General features: G+C 66.1%; 15 protein-coding genes. 6 read left to right on the top strand and 9 right to left on the bottom strand.

Features of this window, described 5'->3' with window-relative positions; all coding sequences use genetic code 11:
* Positions 1 to 28: 28 nt before the first annotated feature.
* From G452_RS0102095 to G452_RS0102085, 3 genes are all read left to right on the top strand, one after another.
* Complete coding sequence (locus G452_RS0102095) at positions 29 to 1,252, top strand: HDOD domain-containing protein (protein WP_027188944.1); 1,224 nt, start codon at positions 29 to 31, stop codon at positions 1,250 to 1,252.
* Positions 1,249 to 2,907: an ATP-binding protein gene (locus G452_RS17685; protein WP_040368060.1), complete on the top strand. Its 1,659-nt coding sequence runs from the start codon at positions 1,249 to 1,251 to the stop codon at positions 2,905 to 2,907. Before G452_RS0102095 ends, G452_RS17685 begins: the two co-directional genes overlap by 4 nt.
* A 93-nt stretch (positions 2,908 to 3,000) precedes the next feature.
* A complete protein-coding gene (locus G452_RS0102085; protein ID WP_022660600.1) occupies positions 3,001 to 3,429 on the top strand; it encodes a universal stress protein in 429 nt (142 codons plus the stop codon).
* A 64-nt stretch (positions 3,430 to 3,493) separates the two neighbouring features.
* On the opposite strand, the gene G452_RS0102080 is transcribed toward G452_RS0102085, so the two are convergent.
* Entirely contained in the window at positions 3,494 to 4,789 is a 1,296-nt protein-coding gene (locus G452_RS0102080) for a phenylacetate--CoA ligase family protein (protein ID WP_022660599.1), read from the bottom strand.
* A gap of 111 nt (positions 4,790 to 4,900) precedes the next feature.
* On the opposite strand from G452_RS0102080, the gene G452_RS0102075 reads away from it, so the two are divergent.
* From G452_RS0102075 to G452_RS0102065, 3 genes are all read left to right on the top strand, one after another.
* On the top strand, positions 4,901 to 5,719 hold the full coding sequence (locus G452_RS0102075) for a prepilin peptidase (protein ID WP_022660598.1): 819 nt from the start codon (positions 4,901 to 4,903) through the stop codon (positions 5,717 to 5,719).
* A gap of 234 nt (positions 5,720 to 5,953) precedes the next feature.
* Positions 5,954 to 8,977 carry an HD domain-containing phosphohydrolase gene (locus G452_RS17680; protein ID WP_022660597.1) on the top strand — a complete coding sequence of 1,008 codons (3,024 nt, stop codon included), beginning with the start codon at positions 5,954 to 5,956 and terminating at the stop codon, positions 8,975 to 8,977.
* A gap of 28 nt (positions 8,978 to 9,005) precedes the next feature.
* A complete protein-coding gene (locus tag G452_RS0102065; RefSeq protein WP_022660596.1) occupies positions 9,006 to 9,413 on the top strand; it encodes a bacteriohemerythrin in 408 nt (135 codons plus the stop codon).
* A 64-nt stretch (positions 9,414 to 9,477) separates the two neighbouring features.
* Here the strand turns inward: G452_RS0102065 and trpA are convergent, their stop codons facing one another.
* The 8 genes from trpA to G452_RS0102025 all read right to left on the bottom strand — a co-directional run bounded on the left by trpA (position 9,478) and on the right by G452_RS0102025 (position 16,725).
* Positions 9,478 to 10,245, bottom strand: a complete 768-nt coding sequence (gene trpA / locus G452_RS0102060; protein ID WP_022660595.1) for a tryptophan synthase subunit alpha — start codon at positions 10,243 to 10,245, stop codon at positions 9,478 to 9,480.
* Positions 10,242 to 11,405 (bottom strand): tryptophan synthase subunit beta, encoded by a 1,164-nt coding sequence (gene trpB, locus G452_RS0102055; protein WP_022660594.1) that lies wholly within the window; start codon positions 11,403 to 11,405, stop codon positions 10,242 to 10,244. The genes trpA and trpB overlap by 4 nt, the downstream gene beginning before the upstream one ends.
* Before the next feature lie 9 nt (positions 11,406 to 11,414).
* Positions 11,415 to 12,074: a phosphoribosylanthranilate isomerase gene (locus G452_RS17675; protein WP_022660593.1), complete on the bottom strand. Its 660-nt coding sequence runs from the start codon at positions 12,072 to 12,074 to the stop codon at positions 11,415 to 11,417.
* Positions 12,071 to 12,841, bottom strand: coding sequence for an indole-3-glycerol phosphate synthase TrpC (locus tag G452_RS0102045; protein WP_022660592.1), 771 nt, complete (start codon positions 12,839 to 12,841; stop codon positions 12,071 to 12,073). The genes G452_RS17675 and G452_RS0102045 overlap by 4 nt, the downstream gene beginning before the upstream one ends.
* Entirely contained in the window at positions 12,835 to 13,833 is a 999-nt protein-coding gene (gene trpD / locus G452_RS0102040) for an anthranilate phosphoribosyltransferase (protein WP_027188940.1), read from the bottom strand. The genes G452_RS0102045 and trpD overlap by 7 nt, the downstream gene beginning before the upstream one ends.
* Positions 13,830 to 14,417: an anthranilate synthase component II gene (locus tag G452_RS0102035; RefSeq protein ID WP_027188939.1), complete on the bottom strand. Its 588-nt coding sequence runs from the start codon at positions 14,415 to 14,417 to the stop codon at positions 13,830 to 13,832. Before G452_RS0102035 ends, trpD begins: the two co-directional genes overlap by 4 nt.
* Positions 14,398 to 15,825: an anthranilate synthase component I family protein gene (locus G452_RS0102030; RefSeq protein WP_022660591.1), complete on the bottom strand. Its 1,428-nt coding sequence runs from the start codon at positions 15,823 to 15,825 to the stop codon at positions 14,398 to 14,400. Before G452_RS0102030 ends, G452_RS0102035 begins: the two co-directional genes overlap by 20 nt.
* Before the next feature lie 135 nt (positions 15,826 to 15,960).
* On the bottom strand, positions 15,961 to 16,725 hold the full coding sequence (locus G452_RS0102025) for a prephenate dehydrogenase (RefSeq protein ID WP_022660590.1): 765 nt from the start codon (positions 16,723 to 16,725) through the stop codon (positions 15,961 to 15,963).
* Positions 16,726 to 16,731: the final 6 nt, after the last annotated feature.

Genomic DNA, 16,731 nt, shown 5'->3' with positions numbered 1-16,731 from the left:
CAGAAACCAACGGGGGTAGCTCGGCGGAATGAGGACAGTCAACACGGACGAACTCGCTCCGGGAATGATCCTGGCCGAAGACGTGCATGGACCGGACGGCCGCCTGCTGCTCGCGGCAAGCACCATCCTCGAAAAGCGGCACTTGCGCGTGCTCCTCGTCTGGGGCGTCACCGAGGCACTGATCCTCGGCGACCCCGACGGAACGTCGGCGCCGGAGGACGCCTTCCCGGCGGAGATCCTCCACGAAGCCCGGATACGCGTCGAAGCCCTTTTCGAACCCTGCGGCTCGCAGCACGAAACGCTCATCGAGTTGCAGCGCCAGAGCGTGCTCTTCCGGGCCCAAGCCCTGCTGGAAGGCCACGAGCCGCACCGGGTGCGGCGCTGCCCGCTCATCCCCCCCCAGGAAAGGCCGCTGCCCTCCCTGCGCGAGTTCCTTCTCGACGCGAACGTCTTCGTCTCCTTCCCGGAAACATTTTTCCGCATTCTCGAAGTCATCGACGACCCGGCGAGCACCGCCGGACACCTCGCCAACGTGGTCGGCAAGGATCCCGGCATGAGCGCGAAGCTGCTCCGGCTGGTGAACAGCCCGTTCTACGGTTTTCCGCAGCAGATCGACAGCCTGGACCGGGCCGTCGCCCTCGTGGGCACGCGGGAGCTGTCGCAGCTCGCGCTGGGCATCACCATCGTGCAGTCGTTCAAGGGCATTTCCACGGACGTGCTCTCCACCCGCGAAGTCTGGACGCATTCCCTGGCCTGCGGAGTCTTTGCCCGCGTTCTCGCGTCCCACGTCAAGGGACTCGCCGGAGAAAGCCTCTTTGTCGCGGGCATCCTGCACGACACGGGGCGGCTGGTCATGCTCAGCAAAATCCCCGGCGTGGTCGCGGAAGCCATGCGCATCTCCTTGCAGGACTGCATCCCGATGTACATGGCGGAGCGGCAGCTCCTGGGCTGGGACCACACCGACCTCGCACGCGAACTTTTCCAGTCCTGGGATCTGCCGCCAACCCTTCAGGAGACCGCCGCGGGACACCATTCCCCGGCCCTCTCCACGGAAAGGCGCAGCGCGTCCCTGCTGCATGTGGCGGACATCATCGCCATCGCCCTCGAATACGGCTTCAACGGCAGCTCCTGGGTGCCCCCGCTCAGCACCGGAGCATGGGAATGTCTCGGCATTCCCGTCAGCGTCCTCGGCCCCTCGATCCGAGCCGGAGCGCGACAAGTCGACGACATTCTGACCCTCTTTCTGCCATGACGAAAACGAATTCCGAAGAACAGATTCTCCGGCTCGAACGCCGCATCGAAAACCTGACCAGGGAAAAGACCGCGGCCATGCGGGCCTTGGAACTGGCCTCTTCCCTCGGCACCTTCGACATCGGCATGGGCAGTTGCTCCGAGCCCGAAGGAGTCATCCGCGAACTGACCCACCGCATCGGGGACATGCTCGACTTCTGTCACTCGGGCGTCTATCTGAGCGACGAGGAAACCAACGATTTCAGCCTTGCGCACACCCAGCACCCCGAATCCAGCAAGATTCTCGAAATCGAAACCGACGCCCTGATCCGCGACCATTCGTTCGCCTGGGCGTTGAAGCAAAGCGGCCCCGTCTTCTTTCTCTCCGCCAACCGCAAGCACCAGATCCTCATGCACGTGCTCGCGACGCGCTCGCGCATCCGGGGCATGTTCGTGGGGCTGATGGGCCGCAATCCCGACGAGATTCCGGACACGACCCTGGCCCTGCTCTCGGTGGTCTTCTCTTCCGCGGCCCACGCCCTGGAGAACTGCGAACTGCACAACCGCCTGGGCGAAATCAACCGCCACCTGGAAAGCCGCATCGAGCGCAGAACCCGCGAGCTTCAGGAAGCCAACGCCCAGATGAACGCCATCATCCAGACCGTGCCCGCAGGCATCGTCCTGGTGGACTCCGAGAGCAAGAACATCGCGGAAATCAACGCCACCGCCCTGAAGATGATCGGCCTGACCCGCGAGGAGGTCGTGGGCCGTCCGTGCAGCGAACGCTTCTGCGAAGGCGCCCAGGACTGCTGTCCCTGCCTCGACGGCAGGAAGTGCAACCGCTCCTGCGACAGGACCATGCGCGGCCCGGACGGACAGACCATCCACGTGATGCGCTCGGCCGTGCCCGTCGTGCTCGGCGGACGCCGCTACCTGCTCGACAGCTTCGTGGACATCACCGAACACAAGAAGCTGGCCAAGCTTCGCGAGGACGTGGAACAGATCACACGGCACGATCTCAAGACTCCGCTCAACGGCATCATCGCCCTGCCGGACATCATTCTCGACCGCTGGAACGTGGAGGACGCCGAGGCCAGGGGGATGCTCAGGATGATCAAGGAAGCCGGGCTGCGCATGCTCCGGATGATCAACCTCTCCCACGACCTCTTCAAGATGGAGACGGGAAAATACCACTATACGCCCACGAAAATGAACCTGACGCCGCTGTTCAGGTCCATTCTCGTGGAACTGGAAGACCTGATCCACTCGCGAAAGGTCGAAATGCGCATTCTCGTCAACGACAAGCCCCTGGGCAACCGCCCCTTCATCCTGCTGGGCGAGGAGCTGCTCGTCTACTCCATGCTCTCCAATCTCATGAAGAACGCGCTGGAGGCCGCGCCCTACGGGAGCACCGTGACCCTGCGGCTCGACGACGCGGACGGGACCACCATCAGCGTGCACAATCTCGGCGTGGTCCCCGAGACCATCCGGAAACATTTTTTCGAGAAGTTCACCACCATGGGCAAGGTCGGCGGCAGCGGGCTCGGAACCTATTCCGCGCGGCTGATCACCAGGACCATGGGCGGCGACATCGACTTCACCACGGATGAGGCCGAAGGAACCACCGTAACCGTCCGCCTGCCGGAAAACGCACCGGCTTCCGACGCCAAACGGTGATTGGCATTGACCGAACCGCTTCGAATGAATAACTATCTGTTGGAAGGCTGAAGAAGCCGGGCCAAAGCGCCAACAACAAGCAAAGGAGCCCGCATGATCAACGTCAAGAAGATACTCCTGCCCGTGGACGATTCCGAATATTCCACCCGCGCCGCGGAAATGGCCGCCCGGGTCGCCAGAAACTTCGGAGCCGAGGTGGTGGTGCTCTCCTGCTACCGCATCTACAAGGTGCCCCAGTTCGACGACGACACCCTCGGTCGCGCCATGGACGAGCTGATCAAGTCGCGCGTGGAAATCATCGAACGCCAGACCGCGCCCTTGCGCGAGATGGAAGTGGAATACGAAACGCAGATTCTCGGCGGGCGGCCCAGCGACCTCGTGCCCAAGTTCGCCAAGGAGCAGGGCGTGGATCTCGTGATCATGGGATCCAAGGGCCGCAGCGACCTCGAAGGGCTGCTCATCGGCAGCGTGACCCACAAGGTCATGCAGTCCGTGTCCTGCCCCGTGCTCGTGGTCAAGTAGCCCCGCAAGCGGGCAACACCGCCCCTTTCAGGCCGACGCCGCGCGCGCCGGCCTTTTTCTTGCGCTAGTCTTCGCTCCGGTCGTCCTGCACCCGCTTGGTCTTGGCGAAGCTGCGCGGCAGCGCGCCCGGCTTTTGCACCTCGACCTGCGTGCGCACGAGAATATGCCTGCGGATTTCGTCGGACAGGGCCTTGGCGAGGTTGGCGTCGTTGTCGCCGGGAATGTCGGGCAGGCGCTCCACGCGCACGAGCATGTAGTCGAGCCCCTCGCGCCTACTGAGCACGATCTGGTATTCCGAGGCCAGTTCCGGAAAATGCTCGATGACCGAGGCGATCTGTCCGGGATAGATGTTCACGCCCCGGAAGATGAACATGTCGTCGGAGCGGCCCATGATCTTGTCGTGCCGGGGCATGGCGCAGCCGCATTCGCAGCGCCCCGGCAAAAGCCGGGTCAGGTCGCGGGTGCGGTAGCGGATCAGGGGCGAAGCCTGCTTGCGCAGCGAGGTGACCACAAGCTCGCCCACTTCGCCGGGCGCCACGGGCAACAGCGTCTCCGGATCGAGGATTTCCGCGATGTAGAGGTCGGCCCAGTAGTGGATGCCGTTGTGCGCCTTGCATTCCAGGCCCGCTCCGGGGCCGTAGAGCTCGGTCATGCCGGAAATGTCGAAGCTGTCCTCCAGGCCGAGGGATTCCTCGAACTGCCTGCGCATCTTGGGAGTGTGCGCCTCCGCGCCGAAGATGGCCTTGCGCAGCTTGATCTTCCCGGCCAGTCCGCGCTTCTGGACCTCCTCGCCCATGAGCAGGGCCATGGACGCCGTGGAGCACAGAACCGTGCTGCCGAGGTCTTCGAGAATCTGGAGCTGGATGTCGAGCAGGCCCGGCCCCACGGGCAGGGCCATGGCTCCGAAGCGCTCGCAGCCGAGCTGAAAGCCCGCGCCCGCGGTCCAGAGGCCGTAGCCCACGCAGATCTGCACGCGGTCCAGCGTGGTCAGTCCGGCCAGCTCGTAGCAGCGGGCGAACATGTCCTTCCAGGTATCGATGTCGTCCTGCGTATAGGAGAGAATCTTGCGCTTGCCCGTGGTTCCGCTGGAGCCGTGGATGCGCACCACGTCGCTCTCGGGCACGGAAAGCAGCGGCAGAGGGTAGCCTTCCTTGAGGTCGTCGGCCGTGGTGAAGGGCAGGCCGCGCAGATCATCCAGGCTGGCGATGCCGCCCGGCTCGACCCCGGCCTCGCGCAGGCGCGCGGCGTAGAACTCGCTGCCCTGGGCGGCATGGGCCACGGTCCACCTCAGCCCTTCCAGCTGAACGTCCGCGATCTGTTCCTCGCTCATCTCCGGAATGAAACGATATTTGCCTGCCATGGCTCTCTCCTTCAGGGTCGGCTTGTGGCCTCCGGCGAAATCGGCTACGCCGAAGGTGCGGTTATTCATGCAGCAAATCGAGCTTTTCTTCAAGTCACGGAGCGTTCGTCCATGAACCACCAGTTGCTTCCTCCGGCGCTGTTCGCGCCCCTCGCCTTCCTGCTCGGCCTGATCATGGGCAGCTTCGGCACGGCCTGCGTGCACCGCTGGCTGAACGAGATATCGCTTTTGCGTCCGGCGCGCTCGTTCTGCCCCAAGTGCGAGGCGACCCTGCGCTGGTGGGAAAACGTGCCCCTGGTCAGCTGGCTGCTGCTGCGGGGCCGCTGCGGCCATTGCGGCGAAGCCATCGGCTGGCGCTACCCCGCCCTGGAACTGCTCTGCGGGCTCTGGGGGCTCGCCGTGGCGCTGAAATACGGTCCGGGCTGGGCCTTCGCCGCCCTGTTCGTGCTCGGCGGCATGCTGCTCATCGCCAGCTTCATCGACCTCGAATCCTTTCTGCTCCCGGACGTGCTCACCCTGCCGGGCGCGGCGCTCGCGCTCGCGTCGGCCGCCTTCCTGCTCGGCCCCGGTTCCGGGCCGGACGCTTGGCTGGCCAACGGCAAGACCGCGCTTTTGGGCGCGGCCATCGGCGGGGGCGGGTTCTGGCTCCTGCGCGTGGGCTACAAGCTCCTGCGCGGAACCGAGGGCCTGGGCCTGGGCGACGTCAAGCTGATGCTGCTGCTCGGCGCGCTCGTGGGACCGCAGGGACTGCCCCTGACGCTTCTGCTGGCCGGAATCACCGCCCTGCTCGCCAGCGTCATCTACATGCTCCGCTCCGGCCAGGGCGGCAAAACACCCATTCCCTTCGGCCCGTTCCTCTCCCTGGCGGGCATGATCCACGTGCTCTGGGGCCAGGAAATCTGGCTCTGGTGGCTGCGGGTCATGCGCTGACCCCGGCACGCGCACCGTCCTTCTCCCGTTGTTTGTCCATTTCCGCTCGCCTCCGATCGGGAGTCCGCTTGCGGATCCACTCGTACCTTCCGATAATAATTACTTCTTTTTCAAGAAAATCCCTCCTCCCTATAGCGCCCTCCGCGTCGGGGTGATAGACTGCTTGATGATGACATAATATGGACTGTTATTGCGCAATTATTCTGCGAAGGCTGGCTGAACAGAGAGGAACCCATGCGCCGGATCGAGCTCCCGAAATTGTCCGTATCGTCCATGCTCGCCGGGCTCGTCCTGGGTTCGGCGGGCCTGCTGGTCGCCGCCCTGCTGACGATCATGATCGTCGAAAGCCGCTCCACATCGCTGAAGTCCGCGCAGGTGCTCTTCACCGAAATAGCAGGCAAGACGGTCCTGGACACCGCCCTGGCCCTCGATTCCGTCTCCACCCTGACCGACACGGCGTCTCTTGCCTTCTCCGCCTTCGCGGAAGAGCCCACCCACGAAGCCATGCGCCGGGACACCCCGGCCCTGAAGGCGCTGCTCGAATCCAACGAACAACTCATGTCGGCCTACATCGGCTACGGGGACGGCGCGTTCCACCAGCTCATCGCCATACGGGGCAACGCCTTCCTGCTCAAGAAATACGCCGCGCCGGAGCACTGCGCCTACATCGATCGGACCATCGCCCCCGGCGAGGGGTCGGGGCGCTCCCAGGCATGGCGCTTTCTGGATTCCAGCCTGGCGGAACTCTCCACCCGCACGGACGACGCCGTCACCTATGACCCGCGCTCGCGGCCCTGGTTCGCCAAAGCCAGGGAAAGCCGCAACAGCGCGTTCACGACGCCATACGTCTTCAGCAGTTCCCGTCTGCCGGGCATCACCTGCGCCAAGGCCTTTCCCGGCGGCGTGATCGGGGTGGATGTCGCCCTGGCGCAACTCGGAGAGCTGCTTGCGCGGCAGCACGTGGCCGAGCACGGGCGGATCTGGATTTTCGACGAGCGGAACCGCCTGGTGGCCTTTCCGGGACAGGGCCGCGAGGAAGCCTACGGGGACGAAGCAGAGCTTCCCTTGGCGGGCGACGTCGCCGATCCGGTGATCCGGGCCGTGTCCGCGCGGTTCGATTCCGAGGATATCTCGAAACCCCGGCAATTCTATCTGGATGTCGAGGGCGAGCCGCACCTTGTCAGCCTGACCCCCACCGACGCCCGTTACGGCCTGCGCTTCGTGGTGGGCGTGGCCGCGCCGCTCAAAGACATCACCGGGCACATCAGCCGCATGACCCGGCGCATCGCCCTGGCGTCCGCAGCCTGCCTGCTGCTGCTCACCCCCGCGTTCCTGCTGGTCTCGCGCCTCGCCTCCCGCTCCGTGGAAGCCCTGGTCCGCCAGGCGGAACGCGTCGCCAATTTCGATTTCTCGCCCTCTCCTCCGCTCCGAACGCCCGTGCGCGAAGTGCGGCAGCTGGCCGAGGCCTGCGAAGCCATGAAGCAGACCATACGCGACCGGACCGAAAGGCTGCACCAGACCCAGGAGCGGCTGGAACTGCTGGTCCGGGAGGGGGTGGCCCTCTCCGCGGAAAAAGACCTTGCAACGCTGGTGACGCTGATCTTCGAAACCGCCAGGGATCTGACCGGCGCGGACGGAGGCGCGCTCTACCTCATGGAGAACGACGAACTCGGCGTGGAGATGCTCTCCCTCGGTTCCGAGAGCGTCGTGCTCGGCGGCCTTTCCGGCCACCCCGCGCCCCGGGTCATGGTCCGGCCCGCCATCATGGCCTTTCTCAACGCCAATTCCGTACTGCGTTCCGCTTGCGAGGCCTACAACGCAAAGGACATGATCACGATCCGCGAGGCCGACCTGAAGCTCTTTCCCACCGGACTGCCCGAGGAGCCCACGGGCCATGCCATCCACTCGCTGATCGCCGCCCCCATCGTCACGCGCCAGGATGAGGTGCTCGGCGTGGTCCAGCTCTTCAATCCGACCTGTCTCGCCACCGGGCACGACTGCGGCGAGGTCGCCGACTTCGTCAGCTCCCTGACGGCCCAGGCCGCCGTGACGCTGGACAACCGCAACCTGCTCAACTCCCTGCGGGACATCTTCGACGCCCTCATCCAGGTCATCGCCACCTCCATCGACGCCAAGTCTCCCTACACCGCGGGGCATTGCGCGCGGGTGCCGGTCCTGGCCGGGATGCTGGCAGACGCCGCCAACGAGACCGAGGACGGGCCGCTGGCCGCATTTCATCTGGACTCCGAGGAGGATCGCCGCCAGCTCTGGATCGCCTCCTGGCTGCACGACTGCGGCAAGGTCACCACGCCCGAATATGTCGTGGACAAGGCCACCAAGCTGGAGACCATCTACAACCGCATCCATGAGGTGCGCATGCGCTTCGAGGTCTTGCGGCGGGACGCCGAGATCGCGCACCTGCGCAGGCTGCTGGATGGCGGCAGCGAACCCGTGGATTCGCTGCGGCGGCTGGAGGAAACATTGCGGGAGCTGGAAGAGGAGTTCGCCTTTGTCGCCAAGTGCAACATCGGCGGGGAGTTTCTTTCCGAAGAGCACGAAAGACGCCTCGAAGCCATTGCCGGGCGAACCTGGCAACGCCACTTCAGCGACCGCCTCGGCATCTCCTCCGAGGAGCAGCGCGCCCGGAGCGGCAAGGAAGAACCGCCCCTGCCCGCCACAGAGCGCCTGCTCAGCGACCAGCCCGAACACCTCGTCCCACGGCACAAGAATTACAAGGACATCCTGGACGCCACCGGACATCCCGTGGAAACCCCGCAATACGAATACAACCGAGGCGAACTCTACAACCTGCGCATCCAGCGGGGCACCCTGACCGCGGAGGAGCGCTTCAAGATCAACGAGCACACGCTCAGCGGCATGGAAATGCTGCAGAAGATTCCCTTCCCGGCAAACCTGGGCCGCGTCGTGGAAATCGCCACCGAACACCATGAAACGCTCATCGGCACCGGCTACCCCTTGCACAAGCGCAAGGAGAACCTTTCCGTCGAATCGCGCATCCTGGCCATCGCCGACATCTTCGAGGCGCTGACCGCTTCGGACCGTCCCTACAAGCAGCCCAAGCGACTCTCCGAGGCGTTGCGCATCATGAGCTTCATGTGCAAAGACAAGCACATCGACGCCGATCTGTTCGAAATATTCCTCAGGAAGGGCGTCTTCCGGCAATATGCGGAACAGCATCTGGCCCCGGAGCAGATCGACGATATCCAGGTCGAGGACTACCTGGGGCGAAAGGACTGATCCGTCAACCACAGACAAGGGGAGACACATGGCAATGCTGGACTGGAGCGATTCGCTCTCGGTGCATGTGGAGGAAATCGACGCCCAGCACAAGAGTCTCGTGGGCATGGTCAACCGGCTCTACGACGCCATGACCGCGAACCACTCGAAGCAGGCGCTGACCGAAATCGTCAATGACATGCGGGAATACTCGGAAGTGCATTTCGCCACCGAGGAACAGTATATGGATCGCTGCAACTACCCGGATCGAGACGCCCACAAGTCCGAACACCGCGACTTCATCGCCAAGGCCGCCGAGGTGGAACGCGACTATCGGCAGGGCAAGATTTCCCTGTCCATGGACGTGCTCAACTTCCTCAGCAACTGGCTGGTGACGCACATCAACGACACGGACAAGAAGTTGGGGGAGTTCCTGAGCACCCAGGGACTGGACTGACCTGTTCTCCAGGGCGGGAGACGAACGGAAGACGGGGGCCTTGCGGCCCCCGTTTTTTTTCGTCCTATCTCCAGCGGTCCATGAACTCGCCCACGGTGCCGCCGTCGTCGATGTGCGCGATGAGCGCGGAGCCGAACACGGCCGCGTCCACCAGTCCGGCAAGCTCCTTGAGCTGGTCCGGGTGCTTGAGCCCGAAGCCCAGCGCCAGGGGCACGTCGAAGATGGACCGGGCCAGCTCCAACTGGGCGCGGACCTCGGCGGGCAGGGATTCGCGCGCGCCCGTGGTGCCGAGCACGGACACGAAATAGGCGAAGCCCTTGGCGTCCTTGGCGTAGAGCGCCATGCGCTCGGCGCTGGTGTTCAGGCCCACGAGCGGAATCAGGGCGATGCCTTCGGCGTCGAGCGCGGCGCGGACAGCGTCGGACTCCTCGTGGGGCAGGTCGGCGAGAATGACCCCGCCCACGCCCGCTGCCGCGGCGTCCTTGGCGAAACGCTCAAGCCCGTATTGCAGCACGGGGTTGAGGTAGCCCATGAGCACGATGCCGGCGCGGAAGTCGCGTTTTTTGAGTTCCGTGAGAATCCATTCCAGGTTCACGCCGTTTTCCAGGGCCTTCAGCGAGGCCCGCTCCACCACGGGGCCGTCGGCCACGGGGTCGGAAAAAGGCATGCCGATCTCGATGATCGCCGCGCCCTTGGTGTCCAGGCCGACCAGCTCCTGCCAGAAGGTTTCCTTTTCGGGATAGCCGCCGGGCAGGAACGGGACAAGAGCCGGGCGGCCCTTGGCCTTGGCCTCTTCGATACGCTGGGTGAGTTTGTCTGCGGGTGCGCTCATTTGAGATAGTCCTCCACGATGCCCATGTCCTTGTCGCCCCGGCCCGAAAGACAGACCAGCACGGATTTCCCCTTGAGTTCCTCGGCGTTTTCCATGACCCAGCCCACGGCGTGGGAGCTTTCCAGCGCCGGGATGATGCCCTCGGTGCGCGAGAGGGTCAGGAAGGCGTTCAGCGCCTGGGCGTCGTTGCACATGCCGTAGTGCACGCGGCCCGAAGCGTGGTGCTGCGCGTGTTCCGGTCCCACGCCCGGATAGTCCAGCCCGGCGGAGATGGAGTGCGACGGCATGATCTGGCCGTCCTTGGTCTGGAGCAACTTGGTGACCATGCCGTGCAGCACGCCGTCCGTGCCCAGGTTCAGCGGCGCGGAATTGTAGCAGCCCGGCTCGCCCGTGCCAGCGGCCTCCACGCCCACGATGCGCACGGAAGCGTCCGGCACGAAGTGGTGGAACATGCCGATGGCGTTGGAACCGCCGCCCACGCAGGCCGCGACCACGTCCGGCAGCTTGCCGTTCTTGTCCAGAAACTGCTGGCGCGCCTCCCGCGAGATCACGGCCTGGAAGTTGCGCACGAGCAGCGGGAAGGGGTGCGCCCCGGCCGCCGTGCCGAAGCAGTAGTGGGTGTCCTTCTGGTCCGCGATCCAGCGACGCATGGCCGCGTTGATGGCGTCCTTGAGGGTCCGGGTGCCGGACTGCACGGCCACCACTTCCGCGCCGAGCAGCTCCATGCGCCGCACGTTCACGTTCTGGCGCTCCACGTCCACCGCGCCCATGTAGACCACGCATTTCAGTCCCAGGAGCGCGGCGGCCGTGGCCGTGGCCACGCCGTGCATGCCCGCGCCGGTTTCGGCCAGCAGGGTCGTCTTGCCCATGCGCTTCGTCAGCAGGGCTTGCCCGATGGTGTTGTTGACCTTGTGGGCGCCCGTATGGTTGAGGTCTTCCCGCTTGAGCCAGAGGTCCAGGCCCAGCTGGGTCGAGAGGTTCTTGCAGAGGGTGATGGGCGACGGGCGGCCCACGTAATCCTGAAGGATCGCGGTCAGCTCGTCGTGGAATTCCTCGGTGGCGACGATATTCTCCAGAGCCTCTTCCAGCTCCAGCAGCGGCGGCATCAGCAGTTCGGGCACGAATTGCCCGCCGAAGTCGCCGAAATACCCTTTTTTCATGGTTGCTCCTTATTCCGCATCCGCCGGTCGGCCCGGCGCGCCGTTGCGTACCAGCCGGATGACCCGGCGGACTTTTTCCATATCCTTGGTTCCGGGCGCGGATTCCACGCCGGAACTCATGTCCACGCCATGCGGCCCGGCCAGAAGCGCCTGGGCCACGTTGTCCGGTCCGAGACCGCCCGCGAGCAGCCAGGGCCGCGCGGGTGCGATGCCCGCGAGCAGCCCGGCGTCGAAGCTCTTGCCGTGCCCGCCGCCGCTCGTGCCCGCGTCGAAGAGGTAATAGCTGCAATGCGCGGCGAAACGGTCCAGGTCGGGCTGAAGCTCCGCGACGGCGGCGTAGCGTTCCGGCCAGAAGACCTTGACGATGCGCCCGGGGTCGAACTCCGCGCCGAGCGCCGCGCAAAACGCCTCGTCCTGCCCGCCGTGCAACTGCACGAAATCCAATCCCGCCGCCTCGGCCAGGGCCGCGACCTCGTCCGGCCCCTGCTCCACGAACACGCCCACCTTGCGGGCCTTGCCCGCGTGCACGGCCCGGACCATCTCCGGTGCCGCGTTGCGGCGGCTGGCCGGGTGGAAGATGAATCCGAGCAGGTCCGCGCCCGCGTCGCGGCAGGCCTCGGCGTCGCGGACGCTGGTCAGGCCGCAGATCTTGACCAGGAGGGCGTTCACCTTGCCTCCGCCAGGGAGCGGACCACCGCGCCCGGATCGTCGGAGGTCATGATGGCCGTGCCCACGAGCACGGCGTCGTAGCCGCCCTCGGCGGCCTCGCGCACCTGCTCCGGGGTGGAAACCCCGCTGGCCGCGATCCAAAGCTCGCTCGGCCTGCCCTGGCTGATGAGCCTGCGCACGTTGCCGTGGTCCACCTCCAGGGTGTCCAGGTCGCGGGCGTTGACCTGAATGATCTCGGCTCCGGCCTGTCGGGCCAGCTCCAGGTCGCGCTCGTCGAATATCTCCACCACGGCTTCCAGCCCCAGGGCGCGCCCGGTCTCGATCATCTCGCGCAGCTGCTCGCCCTCCGGGAACATCCGCACCACGAGCAGGTAGGCCGAGGCCGGGGTGGCGGCGGTGGCCGCCACCTGAAGCGTGTCGAAGAGGAAGTCCTTGCGCAGGAGCGGCAGGGCCTCCCCGGCGCAGGCGCCCAGATAGTCCAGGCTGCCCTTGAAGTGGGTCTCCTCGGTGAGCACGCTCATGGCTGCCGCGCCGTTGGCGGCGAAGAGCATCGCGGCCTCGCGCGGTCCGAGTTCCAGGTTCAGGTCGCCCATGCTGGGCGAGGCGCGCTTGAACTCGGCGATGAGCGCCGCGGGACCGCGGCTGCGCAGCCGCGCCGCAAAGGGCGGGCGGTGTCCGTACCAGGCGCGGGGCATTTCCCCGCGCTCCGAAAGCGCCCGCAGCGCGGCAATTTCCGCCTGCTTGGCCTCGCGAAAACGGTTCAGCATGACACGACTCCGTTCCGCAGGCCGCCCTTGACGTATTCGCGCGCCGTGGCCGAGCACTGCTCCAGCTCCCCTTCTCCGAGGATGTGCAGGCAAGCCGCGAGGTTCAGGGCCACCATCTGCATCATGGCCTCCGGTCCCTTGCCCTGGAGGATGTCCCGCAGCACGGCCACGGCCTCGTCCTTGCCGTCCACCTCCACGGCCTCCGGCGAGAAGCGCGAAAAGCCGAGCCGATCCGGATCGACCACGGTCTTGTCCATGCGCCCCTTGTCGATGAAGTAGCCGCGCGCCGGGCCAAAGGTGGTCAGCTCGTCGAAGCCTCCGGCCCCGTGGATCAGCAGGGCGCGCTGCACGCCCGTGAGCAGCAGGGTTTCGCCCATGAGGTTGAGCTTGTCCGGGTCGCTCACCCCCAGGAGCTGGTGCGTGGGCCGGGCCGGGTTCAGCAGCGGACCCATGAAGTTGAAGAGCGTGCGGATGCCCAGATCCTTGCGTACCGGGGCGATGTGCTTGAAGGCGGGATGGTAGGCGGGAGCGAAGAGGAACACGAAATTGCTGCTCTCCAGCGCCCCGGCCACGTCCTCCGGCTCGGTGTTCAGGCTCACGCCCAGGGCTTCCAGCGCGTCCGCGCTGCCGCAGGACGAGGACACGGCGCGGTTGCCGTGCTTGACCACCTTGTGGCCCATGTCCGCCAGGAAGAGCGACACCGCCGTGGAGCAGTTGAAGCTGTGCTGACCGTCGCCGCCCGTGCCGCAGGTGTCGATGCGCGGGCCGGAAAGGCCGGGGATCTGCCGGGCGTGGGCCAGCCCGGCGCGGACGCCCGCGGCCAGATCCGTGGAATCCTCGCCCTTGGCCCGCAGGCCCATGAGGAACGCGCCCGCGGCCGCCTGTCCCAGTTCGCCCGAAAGCAGACGATCGAACATCAAATCCGCCTGGTCGTCCGAAAGCGCCTTGCCCTCAAGCAGGCGTTCCAGCACTTGCGCTACCGTGATCTTCATTTCTCTCCCCCCTGTGATTTCGAAATCTTCAAAAAGTTGTCGAGCAGCATGGGCCCGTCCGGCGTGAGAATGGATTCCGGGTGGAACTGCACTCCGTGCCAGGGCCTGTCCGCATATTCCAGCCCCATGACCTCGCCCTCGGCGGTGCGGGCCGTGATCTTCAGCAGGTCGGCTCCTTCGGGCCGCACCACCAGCGAGTGGTAGCGGCAGACCTCGAAGGGCTGCGGCAGCCCGGCGAAGATGCCCTTGCCCTCGTGCTCCACGGGCGAGGTCTTTCCGTGCATGATCCGCTCGTTGCGGTTGACCACGGCTCCGGCGAAGCGGCCCAGGATCTGGTGCCCCAGGCAGACTCCGAGAAGCGGGGTGCGCTTGGGCAGATTGTCCAGAAAACGTAGGCAATACCCGGCGTTGTCCGGGTGGCTGGGGCCGGGCGAAAGACAGACGCGCCCGCATTTCGCCGCGAAGTCCGGGTCCAGAAGCTCCTCCCGGTCATTGCGCAGCACCACGGGGTCGGCCCCCAGCTGCTGGAAGGCCTGCACCAGATTGAAGGTGAAGGAATCGAAGTTATCGATCAGCAAAAACATCGCCGCCCTCCCTGCCGCGCACCACTTCACGAAGCACGCGGGCCTTGTTGTTGCACTCCTGCCATTCCTTTTCCGGGTCCGAGTCGTAGACGATGCCCGCTCCGGCCTGCCAGTGGCAGACGTTGTCGCGGATCCACATGGAACGGATGGCGATGCCCGTGTCCAGGCTCACGGGGCCGGACCCAAGGCCGATCCAGCCGATGCAGCCCGCATAGGGTCCGCGGGGCCGGTCCCGGCCGTCCACCTGCTCCAGCTCGGCGATGATCTCCATGGCCCGGATCTTGGGCGCGCCCGACACCGTGCCCGCCGGGAAGGTGGCCGCGAGCACGTCCAGCGCGTCCAGGCCGTCGCGCAGCTTGGCGTCCACATAGGACGTCAGGTGCATGACGTGGGAGAAGCGCTCCACCTGCATGAACTTGCGCACGTTCACGCTGCCGGGGGTGGCGATGCGGCCCAGGTCGTTGCGGCCCAGGTCCACGAGCATGACATGCTCGGCCCGCTCCTTGGGATCGGCGAGCAGTTCCTCGGCCAGGAGCTGGTCCTCGGCCTCGTCCGCGCCGCGCGGCCTGGTTCCGGCGATGGGCCGCACTTCCAGGTGGCCCCTGTCGCAGCGGACCATCATCTCCGGCGAGGAGCCGAGCAGGGTCACGCCCGGCAGGTTCATGTAGAACATGAACGGCGACGGGTTGGCCTGCCGCAGTCGGCGGTAGATGCGGAACGGCGCGTCCGAAAGCGGCGCGGAAAAGCGCGTGGAAAGCACGACCTGAATGCACTCGCCGTCGCGGATGAGTTCCTTGGCCCTGGAAACGGCGGCCATGTATTCCTCGCGGCCCGGCGCGGCCACGGGTTCCAGCGCTTCGGGCGCGGTCAGCTCCTGGAACCACTTCACGGGCGCGGGCGCGGGCGTGTCGTCCCGGTCCAGGCTCAGGAAGCAGCACTTGTGGCGCAGGTGGTCGAAGAGCATCATCCTGCCCGGCAGGGCCAGGGCCAGATCGGCCTGGTCCGGGGGCAGCGCGGCCTCCAGCTTGGGTTCGAGCATTCCGCCCACCCCGTAGCCGAGGTAGCCGATCAGCCCGCGGGTGATGTCGGGCAGGCCCTCGATGTCCTGGCGCACCTCGATCCGCTTGAGCACCTGGCGCAGTCCCTCGGCGCAGGGCTGCCCGTCGAGATCGGCCAGGGGCTTGAGGCGCTGGTCCAGCACCTCCACGGCCAGCCTGCCCTGCCTCTGGGTGAAGAGGCAGCGGAAATCCCAGGCGATCAGGCTGTAGCGTCCCAGGCGGCCATCCACCTCGGCGCTTTCCAGCAAGATTCCCGGTCGATCGCCCACCAGTCCCAGATACAGACTGATGGGGGTCTGAACGTCCGCCGGCAGCCATTTGCCGAACTGCGTCAACGTCAGGGTCAACATGATCCCTCCCCGGCGGGCACTCCCGCCGCTCGCTTTGCCGCTCGCATTTCTTTGCAGGTGCCCCCTGCCCGGCGAGGCGGCGCAGGATGAATTCGGGAAGGGGGCCGCCGAAGGGCGGCGAGCCCCCGGCGAAAATCAGGACTCGTTACGCCACCACCATCGGGCGCGCTCGGCCAGCAGGTCGAGATCGCCGCCCGCGGCGATGTTCAGGAACCCCGTGAACTGACGCACGGTTTCCTGGAGTTGCGGGTTGGATTCGGAAATGGTCTCAAAAAGATTCGCGTCCTCCACGAGCATCTTGTGCGCGGAATCAAGCCGACGCTGGAACGAGGGCGTGAGATAATTCTCGATGCCCTCCACCTGGCGCATGGCCGCGAGGTGGGCCACGGTGCCGATGAAGTTCAGGCCCTGCACGTAGGCCACGGCGCGGTCGTGCTCCTCGGCGGTGGACAGGAACGGCACGAAGCCCATGTCCTCGAGCAGCTCCAGCACGGGAGCGGGATCGTCGCCCTGCGCAGGGGTCACGGCCACGCGCGGCTCGAAGCCGTCCGGGATGACCGGGCCGAAGAGCGGATGCGTGCCCACCACGGGTCCGCTCCAGGCGCGGCGCATGCGGCGCATGGGCAGGGTCTTGACCGAGCAGACGTCGGAAAGGATCGTGCCCGGCTTCATGTGCGCCGCGACCGCTTCCAGCACCTCGCCCAGGGCGGGCACGGGCACGCAGAGCAGCACCAGGCCGCACTCGCCGAGGCGGGCCAGCCCTTCGGGCTCCAGAGGCTGGTCCAGCCCGACCACGCCGCGCCCGGCCGCCACGGCGCGCCCGGCAAAGAGCGTGCCCATGCGTCCCCGCGCGCCGATGATGCCGATGGTGTTGATGGTGCCGATGGACCTCTCGCGCATGGCCGC

It is taken from the genome of Paucidesulfovibrio longus DSM 6739, assembly GCF_000420485.1.
GTDB lineage: Bacteria > Desulfobacterota > Desulfovibrionia > Desulfovibrionales > Desulfovibrionaceae > Paucidesulfovibrio > Paucidesulfovibrio longus.
Note: the sequence above shows the minus strand (reverse complement) of the source record. Positions and strands in the feature narration are given on the sequence as shown.